15 protein-coding genes and 1 tRNA gene are annotated in these 22952 nt (G+C 50.4%); 10 read left to right on the top strand and 6 right to left on the bottom strand.

Annotated features, from left to right (window positions below; genetic code table 11):
• Positions 1 to 48: 48 nt before the first annotated feature.
• Both H6B30_RS02600 and H6B30_RS02595 read right to left on the bottom strand, forming a co-directional pair.
• Complete coding sequence (locus H6B30_RS02600) at positions 49 to 3657, bottom strand: hypothetical protein (protein WP_239483456.1); 3609 nt, start codon at positions 3655 to 3657, stop codon at positions 49 to 51.
• 465 nt (positions 3658 to 4122) lie between these two features.
• Positions 4123 to 5214 (bottom strand): glycoside hydrolase family 43 protein, encoded by a 1092-nt coding sequence (locus tag H6B30_RS02595; RefSeq protein ID WP_439116951.1) that lies wholly within the window; start codon positions 5212 to 5214, stop codon positions 4123 to 4125.
• Positions 5215 to 5725: 511 nt separating this feature from the next.
• Here H6B30_RS02595 and H6B30_RS02590 point away from each other — a divergent pair.
• Complete coding sequence (locus tag H6B30_RS02590) at positions 5726 to 9751, top strand: hybrid sensor histidine kinase/response regulator transcription factor (protein WP_239483455.1); 4026 nt, start codon at positions 5726 to 5728, stop codon at positions 9749 to 9751.
• A gap of 208 nt (positions 9752 to 9959) precedes the next feature.
• Here H6B30_RS02590 and H6B30_RS16265 read toward each other — a convergent pair whose 3' ends face one another.
• Complete coding sequence (locus H6B30_RS16265) at positions 9960 to 10097, bottom strand: permease (RefSeq protein ID WP_239483472.1); 138 nt, start codon at positions 10095 to 10097, stop codon at positions 9960 to 9962.
• An 888-nt stretch (positions 10098 to 10985) separates the two neighbouring features.
• On the opposite strand from H6B30_RS16265, the gene H6B30_RS02580 reads away from it, so the two are divergent.
• The 8 genes from H6B30_RS02580 to H6B30_RS02545 all read left to right on the top strand — a co-directional run bounded on the left by H6B30_RS02580 (position 10986) and on the right by H6B30_RS02545 (position 18766).
• Complete coding sequence (locus H6B30_RS02580; protein ID WP_239483454.1) at positions 10986 to 11903, top strand: glycoside hydrolase family 43 protein; 918 nt, start codon at positions 10986 to 10988, stop codon at positions 11901 to 11903.
• A 12-nt stretch (positions 11904 to 11915) separates the two neighbouring features.
• The gene (locus H6B30_RS02575; protein WP_205107610.1) at positions 11916 to 12218 is read left to right on the top strand and encodes a DUF4491 family protein; all 303 of its coding nucleotides are present in this window, start codon (positions 11916 to 11918) and stop codon (positions 12216 to 12218) included.
• A complete protein-coding gene (gene rlmH, locus H6B30_RS02570; RefSeq protein WP_205107608.1) occupies positions 12215 to 12685 on the top strand; it encodes a 23S rRNA (pseudouridine(1915)-N(3))-methyltransferase RlmH in 471 nt (156 codons plus the stop codon). The genes H6B30_RS02575 and rlmH overlap by 4 nt, the downstream gene beginning before the upstream one ends.
• Positions 12686 to 12818: 133 nt before the next feature.
• Positions 12819 to 12889: transfer RNA gene (locus tag H6B30_RS02565), tRNA-Cys, on the top strand.
• Positions 12890 to 13515: 626 nt separating this feature from the next.
• Positions 13516 to 15477 carry a transcription termination factor Rho gene (gene rho / locus H6B30_RS02560; RefSeq protein ID WP_205107606.1) on the top strand — a complete coding sequence of 654 codons (1962 nt, stop codon included), beginning with the start codon at positions 13516 to 13518 and terminating at the stop codon, positions 15475 to 15477.
• An 82-nt stretch (positions 15478 to 15559) separates the two neighbouring features.
• On the top strand, positions 15560 to 17164 hold the full coding sequence (locus tag H6B30_RS02555) for a GH25 family lysozyme (RefSeq protein ID WP_239483453.1): 1605 nt from the start codon (positions 15560 to 15562) through the stop codon (positions 17162 to 17164).
• Positions 17121 to 17534 (top strand): 2-amino-4-hydroxy-6-hydroxymethyldihydropteridine diphosphokinase, encoded by a 414-nt coding sequence (locus tag H6B30_RS02550; protein ID WP_205107605.1) that lies wholly within the window; start codon positions 17121 to 17123, stop codon positions 17532 to 17534. Before H6B30_RS02555 ends, H6B30_RS02550 begins: the two co-directional genes overlap by 44 nt.
• On the top strand, positions 17531 to 18766 hold the full coding sequence (locus H6B30_RS02545) for a M64 family metallopeptidase (protein ID WP_205107603.1): 1236 nt from the start codon (positions 17531 to 17533) through the stop codon (positions 18764 to 18766). Before H6B30_RS02550 ends, H6B30_RS02545 begins: the two co-directional genes overlap by 4 nt.
• Positions 18767 to 19042: 276 nt before the next feature.
• Here H6B30_RS02545 and mtgA read toward each other — a convergent pair whose 3' ends face one another.
• Together mtgA and H6B30_RS02535 are read right to left on the bottom strand one after the other, a co-directional pair.
• Positions 19043 to 19756 carry a monofunctional biosynthetic peptidoglycan transglycosylase gene (gene mtgA / locus H6B30_RS02540; protein WP_205107601.1) on the bottom strand — a complete coding sequence of 238 codons (714 nt, stop codon included), beginning with the start codon at positions 19754 to 19756 and terminating at the stop codon, positions 19043 to 19045.
• A 17-nt stretch (positions 19757 to 19773) separates the two neighbouring features.
• Positions 19774 to 20448: a YiaD family glycine zipper/OmpA-like lipoprotein gene (locus H6B30_RS02535; RefSeq protein ID WP_205107599.1), complete on the bottom strand. Its 675-nt coding sequence runs from the start codon at positions 20446 to 20448 to the stop codon at positions 19774 to 19776.
• A gap of 130 nt (positions 20449 to 20578) precedes the next feature.
• On the opposite strand from H6B30_RS02535, the gene proS reads away from it, so the two are divergent.
• Positions 20579 to 22060, top strand: a complete 1482-nt coding sequence (proS, locus tag H6B30_RS02530; protein WP_205107597.1) for a proline--tRNA ligase — start codon at positions 20579 to 20581, stop codon at positions 22058 to 22060.
• Between the two features lie 111 nt (positions 22061 to 22171).
• Here the strand turns inward: proS and H6B30_RS02525 are convergent, their stop codons facing one another.
• Positions 22172 to 22909 carry a TIGR02757 family protein gene (locus H6B30_RS02525; RefSeq protein ID WP_205107595.1) on the bottom strand — a complete coding sequence of 246 codons (738 nt, stop codon included), beginning with the start codon at positions 22907 to 22909 and terminating at the stop codon, positions 22172 to 22174.
• Between the last annotated feature and the right edge of the window lie 43 nt (positions 22910 to 22952).

The following is a 22952-nucleotide window of genomic DNA, read 5'->3' as shown; positions in this document are numbered from 1 at the left end:
GCATATCTGCCTCCCACATCAATCATCGGATTTCGGCTAAAGTGTGCCTTATCTTACATATACTTTCTTTACTGTGATACGTCCGTCAGCAGATGTTGTCTTTATTATGTTAACACCCTTAGCCAAACGGTTCACCTTGATGCCGTTAATGTTGAATATTTCAACCTTGGCGGCCTCAGCAGCATTAACGTTGTCTATTCCGTCTGTAGGCTCCTTGGTACTGTTCTCGCCATAGTATGTCAGAGTCCAGTTGTCCATGATAACCCAGTCGTTATCAAGCTTAACCGGCTTTTTCAGACCTATCTTGAGAGTTCCGTCTGTCACCTTCACAATTATTTCATTTGCATAAGCCTTGAGGTCTGTGAAATAAGCCACAGCAGAAACCATGCTGTTAGGAACATACAAATCAGTACCACTGATATTGCTTGTTCCTGCAATACCCAGGTCTTCATTTGCCCCGGATGCAAGCAGGCAAACAGGTGCCTTTATCGAGTCGCCTCCTGTCACTGCATAAACAAACGCGTTGCCAGCTACCGACGGATCGGCCTTGTAGGCAGCATAATCGTCAGCTATGCTTCCAAAACGGTAGAGTGCCGACACTGCCACCTTGTAAGTACCGTTAGGCAAGCCCTTTATTGTCTGGTTGATGTCAAACGTCTTTGAATAGAACTCGATGGCAAGCGCAGCCTTCTGTGTGTCATCATTGCCAAAGTTATAGCCTTCTGTTCCTTCCCAACCTGCAACTGAATTTGCTCCAAGGCCATCGTCAAATGTCGGGGTCTTGATAAGCTGCGTCATGTCGACAGGATTGTCGTCTGAAGCATTAGCTGCCTCGGCTGGTATCGCCAACTTGATTATCATGCCCTCTATTTTCTCCATATATCCGGCAACATCGCCGTCTTCAATCGTTCCGGCAGAAATACCATCGGTGATTTCGATAAACAGCGCTGCAGCTTCCGACTTCGTTGCTTCTGCAGCCTCTGAAGAGAGATAAGCTGCATTGAGCTCTTCAGCCTTAAGACTTAGCTTTGCAAACAAATCAGCAGAAGTGGCCATAGACTCGTTTGCTGCCAATGCATCGCACAAAGCCTGGAACATAGCCTTACCGTCTGAGCCATTAACGGCCTCTTCGGAACCTGCAAGAACAGTGTTGGCATTCTCAAGAACAGACTTGCCTACTGTCTTGCCTTCATCGATAGTCTTCTTGAGGTCGGCAATGACATCTGTCAGAAGCGGCTTCACCACTTCTGCATCAGTGCCCCTGAACACCATCTTGAAATCATCCCAGATGGCCCAGCTGTCTCCCTGCTGGTTTGTCGCACCTTTCACACCTATGCGGAGCACGTCGCCAGCCTTGGCAACAACACCGAAAGATGTAGCCTTATACAGGCCATTGGCAAAAGCAATACTTGAGTTGGCCATGTCGTTGGGATACCAGTAAGCCTCTTCAGGATCAACAAAAGGAGGATTGTCATCAGTAACGCTATACATCTGGCCATTCTCTACCTTTTCGTCAAACACGCTCTTGAAATGCGCATTCCGATTATTTACATATATGTTTACTACGTCGTTGGGGGCTGTTCCTTCCTGATATGCATTATAGGCATTGGCACCTCTCATGTAACGATAGAAACCCTGTACAGATATTTCGTAGACACCAACAGGAGCGCTGTTAACTTCCTGGTAAACATCGAAATTAGAATTGTTCCATGCCTCGAAACACTTATTGGTCGTTGTGCCACCATAAGCAACATTGCCGCCATTTGCTTTCTTCACAGTCCAACCCTTGTCCTTCACTTCGAAGTCTGCGTTCACAAGATACTTGTCTGTAACATCGGTACCGGGAGTGATGCCATTCTTTATAGCTGCATCTATCATTGCGAGCACTTTGGCGGTCTCTGCCTTCACTTCATCTGTAGTAAGAGAAAGACCTGAGATTATGTCCTCGCTTTCAAGGTCGATGTAATCGGCAAGGTCGCTCTTGTCTTGTCCAACAATCGACTCGTCGTTTGCAATTTTCTTACCTTTTACCAAAGCCTCCTGATATTCTTTCCATGCAGCAAGATTTGCTTCAATCTTAGCCGACTCACCGTTGATTTTGGCAATGGCGTCCAATACCTCTGCTTTGTTCGATGCCTTTACGAAGCTCCTAATCACATTTGTATAGTTGCTTACCATGCCATCGGTAATGAGCATGCCGTCGGGAAGTTGAGAATAATCCTTTGCCGACTTCTTCACGTCTTCGAGCCACAACGTATAAGCATCAGCACCGCTACCATAATACTTCAGGCCCCAGTTGTCAAACAACACCCAGTTGCCAGAGGGCTGGTCGGAATTATTCTTAAACATACCGATGGTCATCGAACCATCTTCTGTCGCAAAGAACACAGTGTTATTATACAGGCCATCCTTGAAATATGCCTCTGCTGTCTCCATGTTGTTCGGTATGTAATAAGTCACTCCACCGTCTTCAACAGAGCTCTCATTCATTCCCTTTGCCTCAGTAAGTGCCTCAGAGAACGGGTTTACGATATTGGCAACCACAGTATCCGCACCATTTACGGCATAAAGTTTGGCATCGTAACCAGTCATCGACTTATAGTTCTCATAAGCCACATTAGAGAAACCTGAACGATAGAAAGCCTGGAGATTTAGAGCATACACTCCCTTGGGCGCAGAAGTTATCTTTTGGTATACATTGAATTTCTTCTGGTAGAACTCTGCATCGGTATGTGACTGGAATGCTGGCTTGTCGCCACTCCAACCGTCATTGTTGTTCTTGTCGTAGCTGGGGTTGGTGATAAGCGACGTCTTGTCTACGGGATTGTCGGCAGTAACCTTACCCTCTTCCACTGCAGCCAGAGCCGTCTTAACTGCCTGTATAGCAGCCTCTATCTCTTCTTTTGTGGCCTTTTCATTCAGGTAGACAGCCTTTTGAGCTGCCACATCCACGTGGCTTGCCTCGGCTTCATCAAGAAGTACCTTAAGTCCTTCGGCAACCTTGAATATTTCCAATGCCTTCTTGTATTCAGCTATTGCAGCGTCAAAGCTTTCTTTCTCCTTGGCAAACACTGCCGGGTCTACGAAATACCAATCTGCGTTTACTTTGTCCAATGGCAGGTTCCAGAACAACCTCGTCTCCTCAACATTGCCTTTCTGAGTACCATAAAAAGTTCCTGCAGTATTGCATACAGGATTTTCATTGCTAACAGATATGCGATAATTGTCACCGGCAGGGGCTATTGTCCACAATGTGTCAGCCTGGTTGTTCCAGTCCACCCATGATGCACCGTCTTCGGCAGCCCAGACCATAAGAATCTTGTTGACCAAAGCACCGCTATTGTTTTTCTCGACGGAGTCCTTGAGTATGACTGTCTTGCCGTCCCAAGCTCCCTTTGAATCGAGATGCTTGCTTACGAAAACACGATATCCCTGTTCAGAGACACTGGCACGCGTTTTCCAATCGTTTGCTCCACAGAAAAAGCCTGAGGCTTTGTTGAAAAGCAAGAGCGACTTGTCGAACTGCAGTGATGTCTTTGTCACCTGCGGATACGAAGGCAGCTGACGAACGCCGTCAACAATCTCCGCACTTGCGCCGACTGCCGCCAACACAAGTGAAGACGCTAAAAGTAAATTTTTTCCAATAAACATAGTCATGATTTTAGTTATTATGAAATATTGTTAGTGTTCTGAAGTTAGTTGGTCACATCACGTACCGCGCCATCTACAGCCGTTCAATCGGCTGTGACATTCACACCAAACCTGACCGCTTGCCAATGCAACAGGCAATGTGCTGCCAAGCTAAAGCATGATGCAGTAGTACACATTATTATATATATGCTCTGCAAAATCCAAATGCCAGGCCTTTGTCTTTAATGACCGTGCCAAGGTTGAATCCGCAGAATGGTTATCGCCACGTAATACATATTTGATTTCATATTTTATATTGTCTTTGCAAAATTATCAAGTAAAGGCCCTACAAGGGAAAATTATCATTATTTAAGGGGGCATTATCGTTAATTCCGCCATAACCATCCATTTTTAGCGAAAAGTCATCGATATTTCCAAGCATCAAGTCAGAGGCTGTTCATGTATCATGCCACAACAACATATCCCCCTTACTCACATATTGCCAGGCGCCCATTCTGTCTTCCAACGAATCACAGGGCTGCCCTTGTCAAACTCAATAGGCAACCAAATATACCGTGCGTCGCTTGGGTACTCCGGTCGCCACACATCAGCCATGAAAATATACGAGTTGCCAACATGCAATACATAGGTGCCTTGACCACCAAAAGTTTTTTCGGCTTTGGGCCCCACGCAGGGATTAGGGTGTTGCAACCATGGCCCCCAAATGTTGTCTGCCGAAAACATACGGGCTTCATTAGGATCCCAACCTGTACAGCCCGACGTTATCATCCAATACTTGCCATCCTTTTTAAATATGGCAGGTGCCTCATTCATATCCCCCGGAGCCACACGTACATATTTTCCGGTGTGGGCCGTATAATCATCTGTAAGCTCAGCCACTTGAATTGTCAGGTTATCTTCTGAGGAATAAATATGGTATGCCCGACCATCACTGTCCACATATATTGTCATGTCGCGGGCCATCTGCCCAGCCGGCAACCCATCGTGGGCCCGCATGTCACGCTTAACGAAAAGGCCTTTGACTATGGCATCGCGCCAAGCGGGTGTCCACCACTCTGTATACTTACCCAAATCAAGCGCGTCTGCCACGTCTCGGTCTGCCTGTGACATATCCATAGGCCACAAGCCTGGATTTACCCTACCGGAACGAATGAAACGAAACGGCCCAACAGGAGAGTCGCTCACGGCTACTCCATAACGAGCATCAGCATAACCGCGGCCTTTCAATTCCAGATGGAACCACATGACGAAACGACGGGTGGCTTCGTTGTAAACCACCTTGGGGCGCTCAAGAATACACCCACGCTCGATATCGTGCCCGGCCTCATCAGACACGGGGAGTGCCACGCCTTCATAAGTCCAGTCTACAAGATTCTCCGACGAATAACACGTCACACCAACCATCGCAGATGATGTGTCGTCCGACTTGTGCTCCCCATACCAATAATATTTACCGCCATGACTTATAACACAACCACCATGGGCATTGATATGAATGCCACGGTTATCTTTCCATATCCGGCCCGGTTTTATTGTCTGGCCGGACACGGCAAATGGAATCATGGCCACCAAGCATACAATAACAACAGACTTAATGCTCATTGTTTCGAGGTTTAATCTTAATAATATCAGTCAGATTGAATTTGGTTTTATAGCGCATTGACATCATAGGGGCATCGTCAGTGCCCTGAAGTTTGTCCCCATAGCCAACGCTTTCGTTTTTAGCTGCGCAAAATTACCATGATAGACGCCACATAAGGGAAACTTATCATTAATTGGAGGGACGAAATAGTTAATTGGGGCACCATGGCCTTTGTTTTCAACTAAAATAGCATACAAATTACAATGGCACGGCTTCCCTCATCCCATATACATACAACCACCGCCAATCAACAGAGAATGCAGCAAACTTTCTACCTTACCCCACAAACATGATAGCACTATGTCTTTTGTATCAAGCAGGTACATTCTGCAAAATAAATGACTCAAATGTTTCGCATTGGGCTAAATTATAGTATCTTTGCATTTATATATATCAGTCAAAATGAGCAATTCGTCAATATTACCAATAATTATGTCGATATTTCTCAGCGTCACAACCATTGCGCATGGTGAGAAATATCAGATAACAACACCAATCCAAATATCTGCATTCGACACCGACGAAGCAGGATGTGTGTTCCTCGACAACGATGGCATCATGTGGATAGGTTCATGTTCGGGCCTGCTGTCTTACGACGGCTACAGTTTCCGCACATACAAGTCAGACGCTTATTCGCCCGGTATATTGCCTAACAACTATATAATGTCGCTCACAGAAGACCACGACAACAATATATGGATAGGTACGCGCGACGGGCTGGCCATCATGAACAAACGAAAAGGCACATTCAAGACATTACATTTGCCTAAAAACACTCAGCGCATCATCTACACCCTCTTCACCTCAAGCAATGGAACCGTGTGGATTGGCACAGACGGCGGCCTTACACGCTACGACAAGACTGACGGCAAATTCCACGACTACCCTTATGCAAGGAACTACAGCGTCAAATCGATTGCCGAAGACAAGAACGGAACAATATACGTTGGGACATGGATAAACGGCCTGTTCAGATTGCGCAAAGGAAGCAGCAAGCTTGAGCAGTATCCGCAGACAAACGACATGAACTCTGCCTACAAACTGCTCATAGACAGCAAGCAGCGCTTGTGGATTGGCACTTGGGGGCACGGCATAGAACTGATTGAGCATCCTGACAACATTTCGTCGCCAAGAGTGCGACGATTCAACAACGACTCCGACAATTTCAACATAATCCACGACATGCTCGAAGACAAGGCCACCGGTACCATATATACCTGCGGACGCGACGGCATAAGTATGCTCAACGAAAAAAGCGACACAAAGTTCACCAATACAGATAAGTACAAGTTCTGCAACAGCATGGCGACAGACGGCTCCGGCCACATTTACATCGGGACCATGAACGATGGAATAATACAAATACATACCACTCCACCGATGTATGAGTCATGGAAACTGGAACGGCAAAGCCACAGAAACATAAGCCACATCGAGACAATATACACCGATGATGGAAAGAAACTGTGGCTCGGCCTCAATCCGTATGGCATAGCACTGCACAACCGCACGACGGGCAAGACCCTCTACGACAGTGAAATACCCGGGCTTAACGGGGCTGGTATATTCAAGCAGGTGGTAAAGGCCAGCATATCTTCAATCTGCAAGACTGCTCAGGGGGATATATGGATGGCAAGCCGAAGCTATGGTGTCATTGTGTATGGCAAAGACGACAGAGCTCGCGTTCTAAACCACCTTAACGCTCCCAACTTCATCAAGGATGACTATGTAAATACACTATACATACAGAAAAACGGCAACATTTGGATTGGGCAACGCTCGGCCGTGAGCGTTGCTCTCCCGGGAGGGGATGGCTTGATACTCAAAATGAAAAACGGCAATGACGATTTCACCAACTGCGACGTAAGGGGCATAACCGAAGACAACAGCGGAAATATATGGATAGCCACAGAAAACGAGGGCATCATAAGGATTAGCGGCACCCCTACACAGCCCCAGACGCTGCATTTCGCCCACTATCACCCACGAAACGGAAGGTTTGCCGTGGGCGAGGCAACAACGTGCATGCAAGACTCGCACGGGCGCCTGTGGGCAATATCCAAAAGCAGCGGCCTGTTTTTATATAATGAAAAAGAAGACAGGTTTGAGCCTAAAAACAAGGAATACCATATAGGCAACGACGGCATTCTGACTATAAACGAAGACAACAAAGGCAACCTATGGCTCACAAACAACAGCGCCATGATAAAACTGTCATTCAGCAATGACAACTCAAACCAGAAACCTGACGTAGCCATATATGCCAACAATGACGGCGCTGGCCACAGACTATTCAGCCCTTACATGTGCTTCAAGCACGACTCGATGCTGCTATTTGGCAACAGAAACGGCATCATGGCGTTTTCGCCAAAGAACCTGATGGCCCATCAGGGCAAATGGCAGCCTAAGCTCATAATATCAGACATAGTAATCGACAACACCCCACTGGCGCAAGTAGAGGCCAGACTAAGGGAAACAATATCGCCGGACATGCCCGTATTCACACGCAAGTTGACCATACCGGCAACAGTTGGCAAGTTCTCTATCGAATTTTCACTGCTCACATATTTCAACCAGGAACAAAACAGATATGCATACAAACTCGAAGGCTACGACCAAGAGTGGCACTATGGCGATGCGTCACAACACAGCGCACAGTATAAAGACCTGCCTCCGGGATCATACACATTCAACCTGAAAGCATCTGACAGTTTCGGCCATTGGCAACAACTGCCATATGGAATCAAGGTAAAGGTATTGCCTCCGTGGTATCTGTCGTGGTGGGCCTTCACGCTATACATTATTATATTGGCAGGAGTAGTGTTTGCCTGCATCGAATGGTACAAGAACCACCTTAAAACGAAAAACAGACTGCAGATGTCGGTGGTGTTTACCAACATTACCCACGAACTGCTCACACCGCTAACAGTCATCTCGGCCGCTGTCGACGAAATAAAGGCAAAAGCCCCTCAGTACGGCAATGACTATGGCCTGATACACAACAACATAAACAGGCTCACGCGACTGCTGAGGCAGATACTGGAGGTCAGGAAGTCGCAGGCTGGACAGTTGAAACTGAAGGTGAGCAAAGGCGACTTGGCCGGCTTTGTAGAACAAGAATGCGATAACATCAGGCCAATGGCAAGCGCACGCGGACAGAAACTAATTGTCAACAACAACGGCCTCAGCCAAAAAGACGTATGGTTCGACCCAGACAAGATAGACAAGATAATATATAATCTTGTATCGAACGCCATAAAATACAACAAAGACAATGGCCTTGTAACGGTGACGCTCACCATGGAAAAAAACACAGCCATACTGGAAGTGAAAGACGAAGGCACTGGCATTTCAAAAGACAAGATGAAAAACCTGTACAGCAGGTTTCTCGACGGTGACTACAGGCGAAAAAACACAACAGGCACAGGCATAGGCCTGTCGTTAACCCACGACCTCGTCAAACTGCACCATGGCAGCATCGACTGCCATAGTGTAGTTGAACAGGGAACTGTTTTCACCGTAAGGATACCGACAGACAAGAAGCAGTATGCAAAGGAAGAAACGGAAGAGATGAACAGCAACGACATGATAGGCCCGTACGTAACGGAAATAGACAGCACACAACATCGAACAAGCGGATTCTCACACAGTGTTAACGACGACCATAGGTTCAAGATTCTAATTGTTGAGGACAACGAGGAACTACTCGAGCTCATGCAACGGCTATTAAGCAAAAAATACACGACATATACGGCAAAAAACGGGAAGCAGGCGCTTAACACTATTTGCCGCAAGGAACTTGACGTTGTTATATCAGACGTCATGATGCCGGTCATGGACGGAATGGAACTGACACGCGAGATAAAGAAAAGCAACGAGTTCAGGCAATTGCCAGTCATATTGCTTACTGCCAAGATACGAGAAGAAGACAGGTACAAGATATTTGAAACGGGAGCCGACGACTACATCACAAAGCCATTCAAACTTGACGAGCTGTTGCTGAGGGTTGACAACATAATATCAAACCGAATAAGAATAAAAGAACAGCTGACACGAAACACGGATTCAACTGCCAACGAACAGCACTACAGCAACCCTGAATATGCCTTTGTGCAGAAAGCCACAGAGTGCGTTAAAGCCCACATCAACGACTTTGATTACGACAGGGAGACTTTTGCAAGTGACATGTGCGTCAGCTCATCCACCCTTTACAATAAGCTGAAGGCCATCACCGGTTACAATGTCGCGGGATTCATCACCAACATACGCCTGAAGGAGGCGTGCCGGATAATAAAGCAAAACCCAAACATGACCATCACCGAGCTATCGCTGAAGGTGGGGTTCAACACATCAAAATATTTATCGAGGTGCTTCAAAAAGGAGTATGGAATGACTATCAAAGAATATGTAGGCAGCTTAACGGCAGATAGCAATACGGAAAGACGTGAATCTGAGTAATGATATCATGCTAATGTATGGCAAGGCAGCCTTAGCGGCAATGGCCTGACTTGATGCCGCAAATTGCGGCATCAAGTCAGCAGAGCCCCAATCTTGCCTCATGTCATCCCAACCAATAGGCATCATGACAAAGCACCGAATATCCAGCCGGAAAGAGTGGCCATCACGATGACCAATGCAACATACACTGCCGTTTTCCTCAACCCCATCACCTGATTGATGACAAGCATGCTCGGCAACGACAACGACGGCCGGCCAGGAGCAATGCCAATGCAGGGCCATCGCCCATGCAAGAGGCCAGAAGTCCCTGAATTATAGGCTCTTCGGTAAGTGTGGCAAAATTCATGAACGCCCCGGCAAAACCGGCCAAGAAGTTCGAGAGGAGCGAATTGCCGCCTACCGCCCCGCAGTATCCACTCGTTGTGCACAATGCCTGCAATGGATGTGGCATCGTGGGTTGAGCCAAGCAGTGAAGTAGCAAAAAGTATGAACCAGTTCATTGCCGTCTACCCTAACCCAATCAGGAAAAAAGGCAGAAAGCCGGCGACAAACAGCCGGGCCATAGCCAGCAACACAAAGCCACCGCGCGGCTTGCTGTAACGGCATGAGCAGAAAGGAAAACGCGCCCCGCGGGTGTGGCACAGGCCGCCCTGCCGCAAGGGCAGCAACAGGGTGAAAAGAGCTCGTAGGCAAGAAAAATAAAGAGATTTATTTCAAAATCTCCGGTTAATTTGTTACTTTTGCAAATAAGAGTCGGCGGCGGCCCCTGCATGGCTTGGGGGTCGCACGCCATCCGGACGCCCGGCAATGCAGCATGCAGGCATGTACAGATTCGTGCCAAACGGCAAGCCTCGACATGCAGCCAACTATTCATGCCCTACCCCACACAACCACATCCACGGGCAAAACAGGCCGAACGGCAATGCAAAACGGCATGAACGGCGGTGCCAAACGGCACGTATCGCATTGCGAAACGGGCCGTTTGACAAACCGGCCCAGCAACAGCGGCTTCACACCATGGGCCAGAGGGCAAAACAGGCATGGCCCGGCCAAGGCCAACGGTCGGCAGACAACGGCACGAAAAGTCCGCAACCGACTGACAACAAGCAACATAAACCAAAACAAGGAAATAAATCATATCAACATGAAGACAAGAAAACTATTAGTAGCACTTATCGCCACTCTGTGCTTTCCTGCCACCGCGACAATGTCATTGGCAAAGAAAAAAGCAGAAATGACAAGTTATCTGTTTGCATACTTCACAGGCAACGCCCCCGAACAGGAACAAATATGCTTCGCCATCAGTGACGACGGGTTCAACTATACACCGCTTAACGGCGGACGCCCCATCATCAGCAGCGACACGATAGCACTGAGCAAGGGCGTGCGCGACCCGCACATACTGAGAGCCGACGACGGCACTTTCTACATGGTTGCCACCGACATGCGCTGCTCGTTGGGCTGGACAAGCAACCGCGGCATAGTACTGATGAAATCGAACGACCTGATTCACTGGGAGCACCACACCGTACACTTCCCCGAAAGATTCAAGGGCACCGAATTTGCCAACGTCACCCGGGTGTGGGCCCCGCAGACAATATATGACAAGTCTGCCGGAAAATACATGGTTTACTTCTCGCTCCTTACAGACGACAAGTCGATACCGTACGACAAGGTTTACTATTGCTACGCCACTCCCGACTTCAGCGGACTGGAAGGCACGCCCAAAGTGCTGTTCGACTATAAGGAAGCCACCATCGACACCGACATCGTTGAAGACGAGAACGGCACCTACCACCTGTTTTTCAAGACCGAGAAGGCCGGCCAGCACAAGGGCATACGCAAATACACCTTCACCGACCTGCACTCTCCCGACACATGGAAGCTGCGCCCGGGGTTCTGCGAGATAACCAAGAGCGACGTCGAAGGCTCGTGCGTATTCCCGCTTATACAGGGCGGATGGTGCCTCATGTACGACTGCTACCGCGACCATAACTACCAGTTTGCAAAGAGCTCAGACCTCAACACGTTTGAATATGTGCAGGACAGCGAGATGCGCGGCGCCTTCACGCCCCGTCACGGCACAACCATACAGATAACAAAGAAAGAACGCAAGCGCCTTGTCAAGGCATTCCCCATAAACAACAAATAACAAGCATCAACCATGTACTTCACCGGAGTTATCATAGCCGTCAGCACATTCTTGATTATTGGCATTTTCCACCCCATAGTGATAAAGACCGAGTATTACACAGGCACCCGGCTGTGGTGGGTGTTCCTTGTGCTCGGGCTCGCGTCTGTAGCAGCCGCCCTGTTTATAGAAAACGTCATCGTTTCGTCAATATTCGGCGTTGTCGGAGCTTCGTTCCTTTGGTCGATAGGCGAATTGTTCGACCAGCGCAAACGGGTGCTGAAGGGCTGGTTCCCCATGAACCCCAAGCGCAAACATGAATACGGCAAGCAATGAAGACAATCCTGTTGCAGGTGGGAAAGACCACCGACAAGCATTTCCTGGCCGGCATCAACGACTATGCCGAACGCATCAGCCACTACATGCCCATGGAAACGGTGACCATAGCAGAGACCAAGAACACCAAGAGCCTGACTGTGGAACAGCAGAAAACGATAGAAGGCGAACAAATACTCAAGCAAGTGCGTCCGACGGACACGCTGGTGCTTCTCGACGAGCACGGCAGTGAGTTTACGAGCCTTCAGTTTGCGGCGTGGCTCGAAAGGCAACGCAACTCGGCCAAGCGTCTCATTTTGGCCATAGGCGGCCCCTACGGCTTCTCAAAACAGGTGTACGACAGGGCCAACGACAAGATATCGCTGTCGAGGATGACGTTTTCGCACCAGATGATAAGGCTAATCATAAGCGAACAGATATACAGGGCGTGCACTATAATAAAAGGAGAGCCATACCACCACGAATGAGCCCAACGGACAGAACAACTGCAGGCCAAAAGCAATATATGTGGCATTTTACTATAAAACAGAAAAAATAATTGCAAAATAATTTGGACAATCCAAATTAATGTGTTACCTTTGCACCCGCAAAACCAACATTGGTACCTTGGCCGAGCGGTTAGGTAACGGTCTGCAAAACCGTGTAGAGCAGTTCGACTCTGCTAGGTACCTCAACAAAAAGGATGTCCTTCTTTGGGCATCCTTTTTTGTTGCGCAACGCCAAGCCACCACCTGTGGCCACGGAAAAGCCCATAGCAGGCGGCAGGCAAGACACCGGCAGGCGGGCCGCGGAAAGACAGGAGGATGACCGGAAAAAACAAAAACGCCCCCCACTTCACAGTGGGAGGCATTACTCAATAGGTATTAGCCGTTTTAAGGTAAAAAGATTGTATTCAGGATAACGGTGGCAAAGGTAGCTATTTCTGACTTCCTGTGCAAATTATTTTTTATGTTATATAACACATTTCCGTATTTTCTTCATTTTTATCCAATAAAAGAAGTATTTTCCATAGGCCAAGACCACAAAACAAGGGTGGCGAGATTACAATTTGCTCATTATTGCGCAACAACAAGCACAAGCATCGCCCAACCATCATGACTATGCTGCCGAACCACACCCGAAGCCAATCGGCAACCTATGTCAACTCTTATCAATTTCGCCTTACATTCATAGATGATTTATTTGGATGTTTAAGAATAAATTACTACCTTTGCAAATGTTTAAAACAACGTTTCCATCCGCGAAACGCTTCTACCTCAATTTTTCACAAGCAAACAAGATTATACTAAATAATAGTATGTATACAAAAGAAGAACTAGAATCAATGGATACCGTCCAACTGATGGGTATCGCAGAGCAATTGGGCATCAAAGTTTCACCAGACGACGAGCTTGAGACCGTGGTTTATTCCATCCTGGATAAAGCCGCAGAAGAAAGTGCCATGAATTCGACAGCCGCACCAAAGCGAAAGAGAACAAGAATAGTAAAAAAAGATACGAACAAGGTTTACACTGTCAACGGCAAGGACGGCGAAAACTTCGACTTGAAAAACAAACAAAGCAAAGCCGCCGAGTCAAAACCAGCTTCGCTTTTCAATGACCTGCCGGCAATACCAGCACCAGAAGAACACAACGAACCGGCAGAAGAGGCTCCTGCTGAACCCGTTAAAGCGCCCGCCAAAAGCAAAGCGGCCAAGGCCAGCAAGGAAATAGCGCAGGAAACGGCAAAAGAAGAAGCCGTTGAGCCTGTGACGGAAAGCGCAGAAGAGCCGGTTGAAGAGGTTGCCCAAGAAAACAAAACCAACGACGACATACAGTGCGCTGTGCCGGAAGCCGCCTTCGGCAGCGCCGACAATGCAGACGAAACGCCCGCCGACAAAAGCCTGATAGCACAGCTTCAGGAGAAGATGACGCAGCGCAACCTAGAGGACGAAGCAAAAACGGAATTCAGCCCCACAGGGGTTTGGGATGGCGACCCGGGAGACGGAACGGACTTTATCACTGTTGTCGACCTGCCGATAGAAGACCAGGGAGCCATGCCGACACTCGACATATTCGACAGGCCCACCATGCAACAACCCGACCTTGAATACCAACACGCCCAGCAACAGACTGGAATGCAGAAGCCCGCCTTTGATTTCGCAGACATAATAAGCGGCAACGGCGTGCTTGAAGTGCTTTCCGACGGATACGGATTCTTGCGTTCAAGCGACTACAATTACCTCTCGTCACCCGACGACATATATGTATCACCACAGCAGATAAAGAAATACGGACTGAAAACAGGCGATGTCGTGGACTGCACCGTGCGCCCGCCACACGACAACGAAAAGTATTTTGCGCTTAGCACCGTGCGCACAATCAATGGAAGAAACCCCGCAGAAGTGCGCGACCGCGTGGCCTTCGAGCATCTGACCCCACTCTTCCCCGACGAGAAATTCAAGCTTTGCGGTGACAAAGCCACCACAAACCCAAGCGTACGCATAGTAGACCTGTTCTCGCCTATAGGCAAAGGGCAGCGCGCCCTCATCGTGGCACAGCCCAAAACGGGTAAGACCATCCTCATGAAAGACATAGCCAACGCCATTGCCGCCAACCACCCGGAGGCATACCTGATGATGCTTCTCATCGACGAACGCCCCGAGGAGGTGACCGACATGAGCCGCACGGTAAATGCAGAAGTGATAGCCTCGACCTTCGACGAGCCGGCAGACCGCCATGTTAAGATTGCCGGCATCGTGTTGGAAAAAGCCAAGCGCATGGTGGAATGCGGTCACGACGTGGTGATCTTCCTCGACTCCATCACCCGCCTCGCCCGCGCTTACAACACAGTGAGCCCAGCCAGTGGCAAGGTTCTCACCGGAGGTGTAGACGCCAACGCCCTCCAAAAGCCCAAGAGATTCTTCGGAGCAGCCCGCAACATAGAGAATGGCGGCTCGCTGACAATCATTGCCACAGCGCTGATTGACACCGGCTCGAAGATGGACGAGGTCATTTTCGAAGAGTTCAAGGGCACCGGCAACATGGAATTGCAGCTTGACCGCTCGCTGAGCAACAAGAGAATATTCCCCGCTGTCAACCTTGTGCAGTCAAGCACTCGCCGCGACGACCTGCTGCAAGACCCGACCACACTCAACAGGATGTGGGTATGCCGCAAGTTCATCAGCGAGATGAACCCGATAGAAGCCATGAACACTGTGCGCGACAGGCTCATACAGACAAGAAGCAACGAGGAATTCCTCTTGTCGATGAATGCCTGACGCCGGCTGAAACATCAATAATCTCAATCCATGACCATACGTCAAGCCCGCCCCGGTGGGCTTTCGTGTGGTCTTTTTTTAAATGGAAGGATACATAGTCATTAAGAAAAGGACATTCTTCGCAGCAGTTGCAGCACTCGCAGTAGCCGCAACTGCCGTCCTTACATGGCATTTTGGCATATTCGGCGGCATAGAAAAGTCCATGCCGCAAACGGCCATCCGCTCTTACAACACGCTTTCGGCAGATGGCAACAACATCCTCTATTTCACAGGCATCAGCAACGACTCAACACTGACGGGCATCACGTTTGACAGCAAAACCATAATGTTTGGCAGTGCAACCGCTCCGTATGCCAGCGAACTGCGCGCCATAATCAGGCACAGCAAAGACAGCCTGGAAAACAGGATTGCGTTTCTCGAGGCCACCATGGACGAAATGGGATACTACCTGAAGGTGCACGGTGTGCAAGACGAAGGCTACGACATGGTGGCCGGACACTACACGGCGACAGAGAAAGAAATAGCCTCGCTTAGGCAACTGGCCGACGCCCTTGAGTCGATAGGCCCAAAGGCAAAAGTAAAAGTCGACCACACCTGCATCCAAAAAGCCCAGGCCAGGCCAGGAAAGCCCAAGGAAGTGTTTGTGGCATGCAACGGCGGAAGATGGAAAAACGGCATCTGGCTCAAGGTGCCAAACGAAGGACGTGGCATAGGCACCGACTCGGCAGGAAGAATAATTTCTGGCGTTTGGAAGGCAGACACCCTGACCACAGGGCTTCGAAGCGACACCTCCGGCATCTACCGAGGATTGTTTTCGGCAGGGCTCGACGCCCACGGGCACGGCACTTACACCCGTCACAACGGCACTTACTATGAAGGGCACTGGAAAGGCGACAGCCGCAACGGTTTCGGATTTTCCGTAGACAGCGAGAGGCTCAGGGCCGGAGAGTGGCAGGCCGATGTCTATCGGGGCGAAAGGCTGAACTACACGTCGGAAAGAATATACGGCATAGACATATCCCGTTACCAGCACGGACGCGGAAGGCGCTACTACCCAATACATTGGGGCAAGCTGCGCATAACCGACCTCGGGCGGATAAGCACGAAGAAAATAAGCGGCACCGTCGACTATCCAGTGTCTTTCATATACATAAAATCAACCGAAGGCACCTCGATACGCAACAGATACTACAGGGCCGACTACCTGCAGGCACGAAAGCACGGCATACACTGCGGCGCATACCATTTCTTTTCGACCAGAAGCACGGCACAGGCACAGGCCAGGCACTTCATACGCAACTCGTGCTTCAGGAGCGGCGACCTGCCTCCGGTGCTCGATGTTGAGCCTACCGAGAGGCAGATAGCAGCAATGGGAGGCATCGACAAACTGTTCGCCAGCGTCAGGACGTGGATGAACATTGTAAGGAGGCACACCGGGGTAAGGCCGATACTGTATGTCAGCCAGTCGTTCGTCAACAAGCACCTCAACCGTGCACCCGACATAAAGAAGAACTACAACATCTGGATAGCCCGCTACGGGGAATACAAGCCCGACATTAAGCTTGTGTACTGGCAGCTGTGCCCCGACGGCAGGGTGGACGGAATACACGGCGAGGTCGACATTAACGTATTCAATGGGTATCATGAACAGTTTGACAGATTCCTCAAGAAAGAGCTCATCAAGTAACCCTCTGACTCACAGGGTGATTATAGCGCTGGGGTCGAACGCCGACCATGAGGCAAACCTAAACAGGGCACTCACACTGATTGGCGGCGTGGTGGACATCAGCAGGCAGACACCAGCCATGTGGACCGAACCCGTGGGCAAGGCTGCGGGCATGTTCCTAAACAGCATGGTTGCCGGACAGACAAGCCTGACGCTGGACGAACTGACAGAGGCAACCAAGCTGATGGAAGCCCAATGCGGGCGTTCGGCGCAAGGAACCGCAGCCGGAAGAATCGACATCGACATCGACATCCTCGACTACGACGGCCTCAGGCTGCACCCCGACGACTGGAACAGAAGCTACATAAAACAATTAATGAAACATATATGAACAGATTATTATGCACCATCGCCATGGCGGCATTGATGTGCGCCAACGCCACGGCACAACAATTCGACAAGTTTTTCGCAGACAGCACACTGAGGCTCGACTACATCTTTGCCGGCGACACATCGCGCCAGGCAATATACGTAGACGGACAATGCCTCATACCGCGATGGGACGGGCGCAGGCAACGGCTGGACGAACTGCCCGTGGCCGGCAACGGACAGATTACCGTAAAAGACAAAGGCAGCGGACAGGTGATTTACCGCCACTCGTTCTCCACGCTGTTCCAGGAGTGGCTGGCAACGGCCGAGGCAAAGCACACGAGCAAGTCGTTTGAAAACGTCTTCCTCGTGCCCTACCCCAGGCAGGCTGTCGACATTACTGTAGAACTGCGCGATTACCACAACCGCATCACGGCGTCGCTAACACACACCGTTGAGCCGGCCGACATACTGATACGCCGCATTGGCTTTGAACACGTTACACCATACCAGACAATCCAGAAAGCAGCCGACACCACACGGTGCATACACATAGCCTACGTGGCCGAGGGATACCGCTCTGACGAGATGGAAGCATTCTTGAACGATGCAAAAGACGCCACCGAGGCCCTGTTTGCCCACGAACCGTTCAAGCAGTTGCGCAGCCGCTTCAACATTGTGGCCGTCATGTCGCCTTCTGCCGACAGCGGCACAAGCGAACCGGCCAACGGGATTTGGAAAACCACGGCACTGAGCTCGCACTTTGACACGTTCTACAGCGACCGCTACCTGACCACACTAAACATAAAAGACCTGCACGACAAACTTGCAGGCACGCCCTACGAACACATCATCATCCTTGTGAACACTGCCAAATATGGCGGTGGCGGCATTTACAACTCCTACAACCTGTCGTACACCCGAGGCAACCAATTCAAGCCGGTAGTGGTGCATGAGTTCGGGCACAGCTTCGGAGGACTGGGCGACGAGTATGAATATGGCAACGACGACCCCATGTATTTCCCCGACACAGAGCCGTGGGAGCCCAACCTCACCACCAAGCACAACTTCAAAGGCAAATGGGAGAATCTGATAAAGCAGGGCAAGGCATCGCTCATCGAGGGTGGAGGTTACCAGAAGCAAGGCGTTTTCAGAGGTGTGGAAAAATGCCGCATGCGCACCAACGACGTGCCCGACTTCTGCGCCGTATGCCAACAGGCCCTTACAAGGATGATTGATTTCTACACAAAATAGTACGTGGGCATTGAGGCAGTGCCTGCCTCGAAGTCAATGGCAGCGTGTCACATCATTTCAACGCCCTTGGAGGCGCACAGTCAACGACATGAGGCCAATGTGCACGACAAGCCGTTCGGCATAATGAAACAGGCCGTTTCACAAAGCATTATGTGCCGTTTTGCAATGCAAAACGGCACATAATGCAATACATTGTAAACCAACGGATTAGGCACCCACGGCCATGACGGCCCGGCATTTGGCCACCGCCGCATCAGTCAACTACCGTGAAGGCTGTCACTTCGCGGCGTCCTCGCCTTCTTCGGGCAGCATCTTCACATTCCGCATCTCGCGCAATATGCGTTGCTTACGCCGCTTGACATACGGGCTTGGGGCACCCGAGTCATATTTAAGCGGGTTGGGCAACGTGGCAGCAATCAGCGCGCACTGCCCCTTGGTGAGCTCACTGGCCCGGCAACCGAAATGCCGCTCGGCCACCGCGTCGGCCCCGTAAATGCCATCGCCCATCTCAATTGAGTTCAAGTAAACCTCCATTATGCGCTGCTTGCTCCACATAAGCTCAATCAGTGCGGTGAAATAAGCCTCCAAGCCCTTGCGCACCCAAGTACGCCCGGGCCACAGAAACACATTCTTCGCCGTCTGTTGCGATATGGTGCTGGCCCCAAGCTTACGCTTGCTGCCGCTGCGCATGTTGTGCTTGGCGGCATTCTCTATGGCCTTGAAGTCGAAACCGTGGTGCACAAGGAATCGCTGGTCTTCGCTGGCCATCACCGCTTGAGGCAGATAAGGAGAAATCTCGTCAAGCGAAACCCACCTGTGGTGCAGGCGCAGTTCCTCCCCCCTGCCCCCCTGCTGCACAAGCCTGATGAACATTAGCGGAGTGAAATAAACCGGAAGAAAACGAAGCAGGACAACAGAAAGAATGGTGGTGCCGAAAAAGGCAACCACCATCCACTTCAATATAGAGCGTATTTTCTTCAGAATAAACATCCCGACAAAATACTATCTTACTGCAATGTCCCGTTCTCTGCAGCCTGAATCATTGCCTGGCTGGCATACATGTACACTTCCACGCGGCGGTTCTGCTGGCGACCGGCAGCCGTAGAGTTGTCGGCAACAGGGTTTGATGAGCCCTGGCCCTCGATGGTCTTGATCTGTGCAGACGACACACCGCAGCTCTTCAGGTAGTTGGCAACGCTCGTGGCACGGCTTACAGAAAGCGGCTGGTTGATGCCGTCGTTGCCCGTGTTGTCCGTATGGCCATAGATGGCGATGTCACAATTCTTATTGTTGTTGAGCACTGTGGCAAACTTTGCGAGCGATGTCTTGGCGGCAGCGTTCAGGTCTGACTTGTTGGTAGCGAACAGAATGCCAGAGTCGAAGGTCACCTTGACGGCGTCAAGTCCGTTGGCATCCTTAACCTCCTGAACCTGGGCGTTCTCCACCTGCTCAGCCTCGGCCTTCACCTTGTCCATGTGCTTGCCTATGATAGCTCCGGTTCCGGCACCTACGGCAGCACCTACGGCAGCACCTACAGCTGTGTTTCCGGCCAGCTTACCAACGATGGCACCCAGCACGGCGCCGCCTCCGGTACCAATGGCTGCACCCTTTTGAGTGTTGTTACATCCGGCAAAGACAATGCCTAAGCACAGGATTAATGTAAATACTTTAAGTTTTCTCATTGTGGTATAATTTTGATTGTTGAACATAAAATTCGATATGCAAAGGTAATCTATTTATTGATATTCCACCACATTTCCAAGTTTTTTTTGTAATTTTGCAGTCAAAAAATATTAAATATACTGTTTTGATATGGCTAAAGAATTGAAGGATTTAACTAAACGGGCTGACAACTATAGCCAGTGGTACAACGACCTTGTCGTGAAAGCCGACCTCGCAGAGCAGGCCGCTGTAAGGGGCTGCATGGTAATCAAGCCATACGGCTACGCAATATGGGAAAAGATGCAGCATCAGCTGGACTTGATGTTCAAGCAGACAGGCGTGCAAAACGCATACTTCCCGCTCCTGATACCAAAGTCTTTCCTGTCTAAAGAAGCCGAACACGTTGAAGGTTTTGCCAAGGAATGCGCCGTAGTGACCCACTACCGCCTCCGTGCCAAAGAAGACAAGAGCGGAGTTGAAGTAGACCCCGCCGCCCGTCTGGAAGAAGAATTGATTATCCGCCCCACCTCAGAGACCATAATATGGAATACATACAAAAACTGGATACACTCTTGGCGCGACCTGCCACTGCTGTGCAACCAGTGGTGCAATGTAATGAGATGGGAGATGCGCACGCGCCCATTCCTGCGCACGAGCGAATTCCTGTGGCAGGAAGGCCACACCGCGCACGCCACCCGCGAGGAAGCCGAAGCCGAGGCACAGCAGATGCTGAAGGTATATGCCGACTTCGCGGAGAACTGGATGGCCGTCCCCGTGCTTCAAGGCGTGAAGAGCGAGACCGAGCGCTTCGCCGGAGCGCTGGACACTTACACCATCGAGGCGATGATGCAAGACGGCAAGGCCCTGCAGAGCGGCACGAGCCACTTCCTCGGCCAGAACTTTGCCAAGGCGTTCGACGTTACCTTCCTGAACAAGGACAACAAGCCGGAGTACGTCTGGGCCACCTCGTGGGGTGTGTCGACACGACTCATTGGAGCCCTCATCATGACCCACTCCGACGACAACGGACTGGTGCTTCCGCCGAAACTGGCCCCCATACAGGTGGTTATCATACCCATAACAAAGGGAGCCGACCAGCTGGCCGCAATCACCGAGAAGCTTACACCGGTAATAAACGCACTGCGCGAGAAAGGCATCAGCGTGAAATACGACGACACAGACAACAAGCGTCCGGGCTTCAAGTTTGCCGACTATGAGCTGAAGGGCGTGCCCGTAAGGCTGGCAATGGGTGGCCGCGACCTGGAGAACGGCACGATAGAACTGATGAGGCGCGACACGCTCGAAAAGGAAACACTGCCGCTCGAGGGCATCGTGGAGCACATAACCACCCTGCTCGACGACATCCAGAAGAACATATTCGAGAAAGCAAGGGCATTCCGCGACGCTCACGTATATGAATGCGACAATTACGAAGAGTTCAAGGAGCGCATCAAGGACGGCGGTTTCTTCCTCTGCCATTGGGACGGCACGGCCGAGACCGAGGCAAAGATAAAAGAAGAGACACAGGCCACAATACGCTGCGTCCCGTTCGCTTACGAGCAGACTCCGGGCGTCGACATGGTGAGCGGCAAGCCGGCGAAATGCCGTGTCATCATAGCAAGGAGCTACTGACAACCGCCACAGGCTACAACATAGCCAGAGGCGAAGTAACAAAGGGGATTGGAATGGCTTCCAATCCCCTTTTTCTATTCTCCGGGCGGCCTGTGCCTGCCACGTCATGCGTCAGTGGTTGACACCGTAACCAAACAAGGCGAAGTCGCCCTTGAGCGGGTCGTCGGGAAATATCTCGGCCATCTTCGAGGTCAGTTTCCTCGCCGCCGACATCGAAGCCGCCTTGCTGGAGAGCAGCCCAAGCCTGACCGCTTCCTGCACCACATGCGTATCCATGGGCATTATAAGCGTTCGCTTATCTATGAAATGCCCCCACAGGCCCAAGTCGACAGGCGAGCCATCGCGCACCATCCACCTTAGGAACATGCACACGCGCTTGCAAGCCGACTTAGTGTCTTTTGGAATGATTACCTCTATGTCCTTTGAGGCAAAATACCCGCATATAGCCACCACTGCCGAATAACCGTCGGTGGCATTGCGCTCCACAAACCTGCCTATCGACCCATGCTCCAAGAGCATGTCCCTAAGGGCATGAAGAAAGCGGTTCATCGTGTGGAATGTATACAAGCGGTAATAGCATCTGGAGTCATCGTCGGGTATGTCTGCCGAAAAGTTGCCAGACACCACCCAGTCGTACACTTCGCCATGAGCACAATCGAGCACATACTGGATTTTCGGGAAAAACTGCTTCCTGCTGCCATAGCTAAGGCACGACGCTATGAAAGCCAGCGTCTCCCTGTTCAGGTCGCCGTCAACCTTATGCATGAAACAGCTCGGGTCGGCCGGAAGGAAGTCGGGGGTCTCATACCGTCTGGCATATTCCGCCAGGAGTTGCTTTACATCTTCCATATCTTGAAAACAGCGAAAAAGGGCACTGAGAACCCTCACAGCT

The organism is Marseilla massiliensis (assembly GCF_016899955.1).
Taxonomy (GTDB): Bacteria; Bacteroidota; Bacteroidia; order Bacteroidales; family Bacteroidaceae; genus Prevotella; species Prevotella intestinigallinarum.
This window is presented reverse-complemented; position numbering and strand designations above follow the sequence as displayed.

Coding starts and splice junctions, on each gene's coding strand:
- H6B30_RS02545 (WP_205107603.1), top strand. CDS start 17,531: ATGAACAGATTATTATGCACCATCGCCATGGCGGCATTGATGTGCGCC.
- H6B30_RS02595 (WP_439116951.1), bottom strand. CDS start 5,214: ATGATTCCATTTGCCGTGTCCGGCCAGACAATAAAACCGGGCCGGATA.
- H6B30_RS02580 (WP_239483454.1), top strand. CDS start 10,986: ATGACAAGTTATCTGTTTGCATACTTCACAGGCAACGCCCCCGAACAG.
- H6B30_RS02590 (WP_239483455.1), top strand. CDS start 5,726: ATGTCGATATTTCTCAGCGTCACAACCATTGCGCATGGTGAGAAATAT.
- H6B30_RS02525 (WP_205107595.1), bottom strand. CDS start 22,909: ATGGAAGATGTAAAGCAACTCCTGGCGGAATATGCCAGACGGTATGAG.
- rlmH (WP_205107608.1), top strand. CDS start 12,215: ATGAAGACAATCCTGTTGCAGGTGGGAAAGACCACCGACAAGCATTTC.
- rho (WP_205107606.1), top strand. CDS start 13,516: ATGTATACAAAAGAAGAACTAGAATCAATGGATACCGTCCAACTGATG.
- proS (WP_205107597.1), top strand. CDS start 20,579: ATGGCTAAAGAATTGAAGGATTTAACTAAACGGGCTGACAACTATAGC.
- H6B30_RS02575 (WP_205107610.1), top strand. CDS start 11,916: ATGTACTTCACCGGAGTTATCATAGCCGTCAGCACATTCTTGATTATT.
- H6B30_RS16265 (WP_239483472.1), bottom strand. CDS start 10,097: ATGAATTTTGCCACACTTACCGAAGAGCCTATAATTCAGGGACTTCTG.
- mtgA (WP_205107601.1), bottom strand. CDS start 19,756: ATGTTTATTCTGAAGAAAATACGCTCTATATTGAAGTGGATGGTGGTT.
- H6B30_RS02600 (WP_239483456.1), bottom strand. CDS start 3,657: ATGACTATGTTTATTGGAAAAAATTTACTTTTAGCGTCTTCACTTGTG.
- H6B30_RS02555 (WP_239483453.1), top strand. CDS start 15,560: ATGGAAGGATACATAGTCATTAAGAAAAGGACATTCTTCGCAGCAGTT.
- H6B30_RS02535 (WP_205107599.1), bottom strand. CDS start 20,448: ATGAGAAAACTTAAAGTATTTACATTAATCCTGTGCTTAGGCATTGTC.
- H6B30_RS02550 (WP_205107605.1), top strand. CDS start 17,121: ATGAACAGTTTGACAGATTCCTCAAGAAAGAGCTCATCAAGTAACCCT.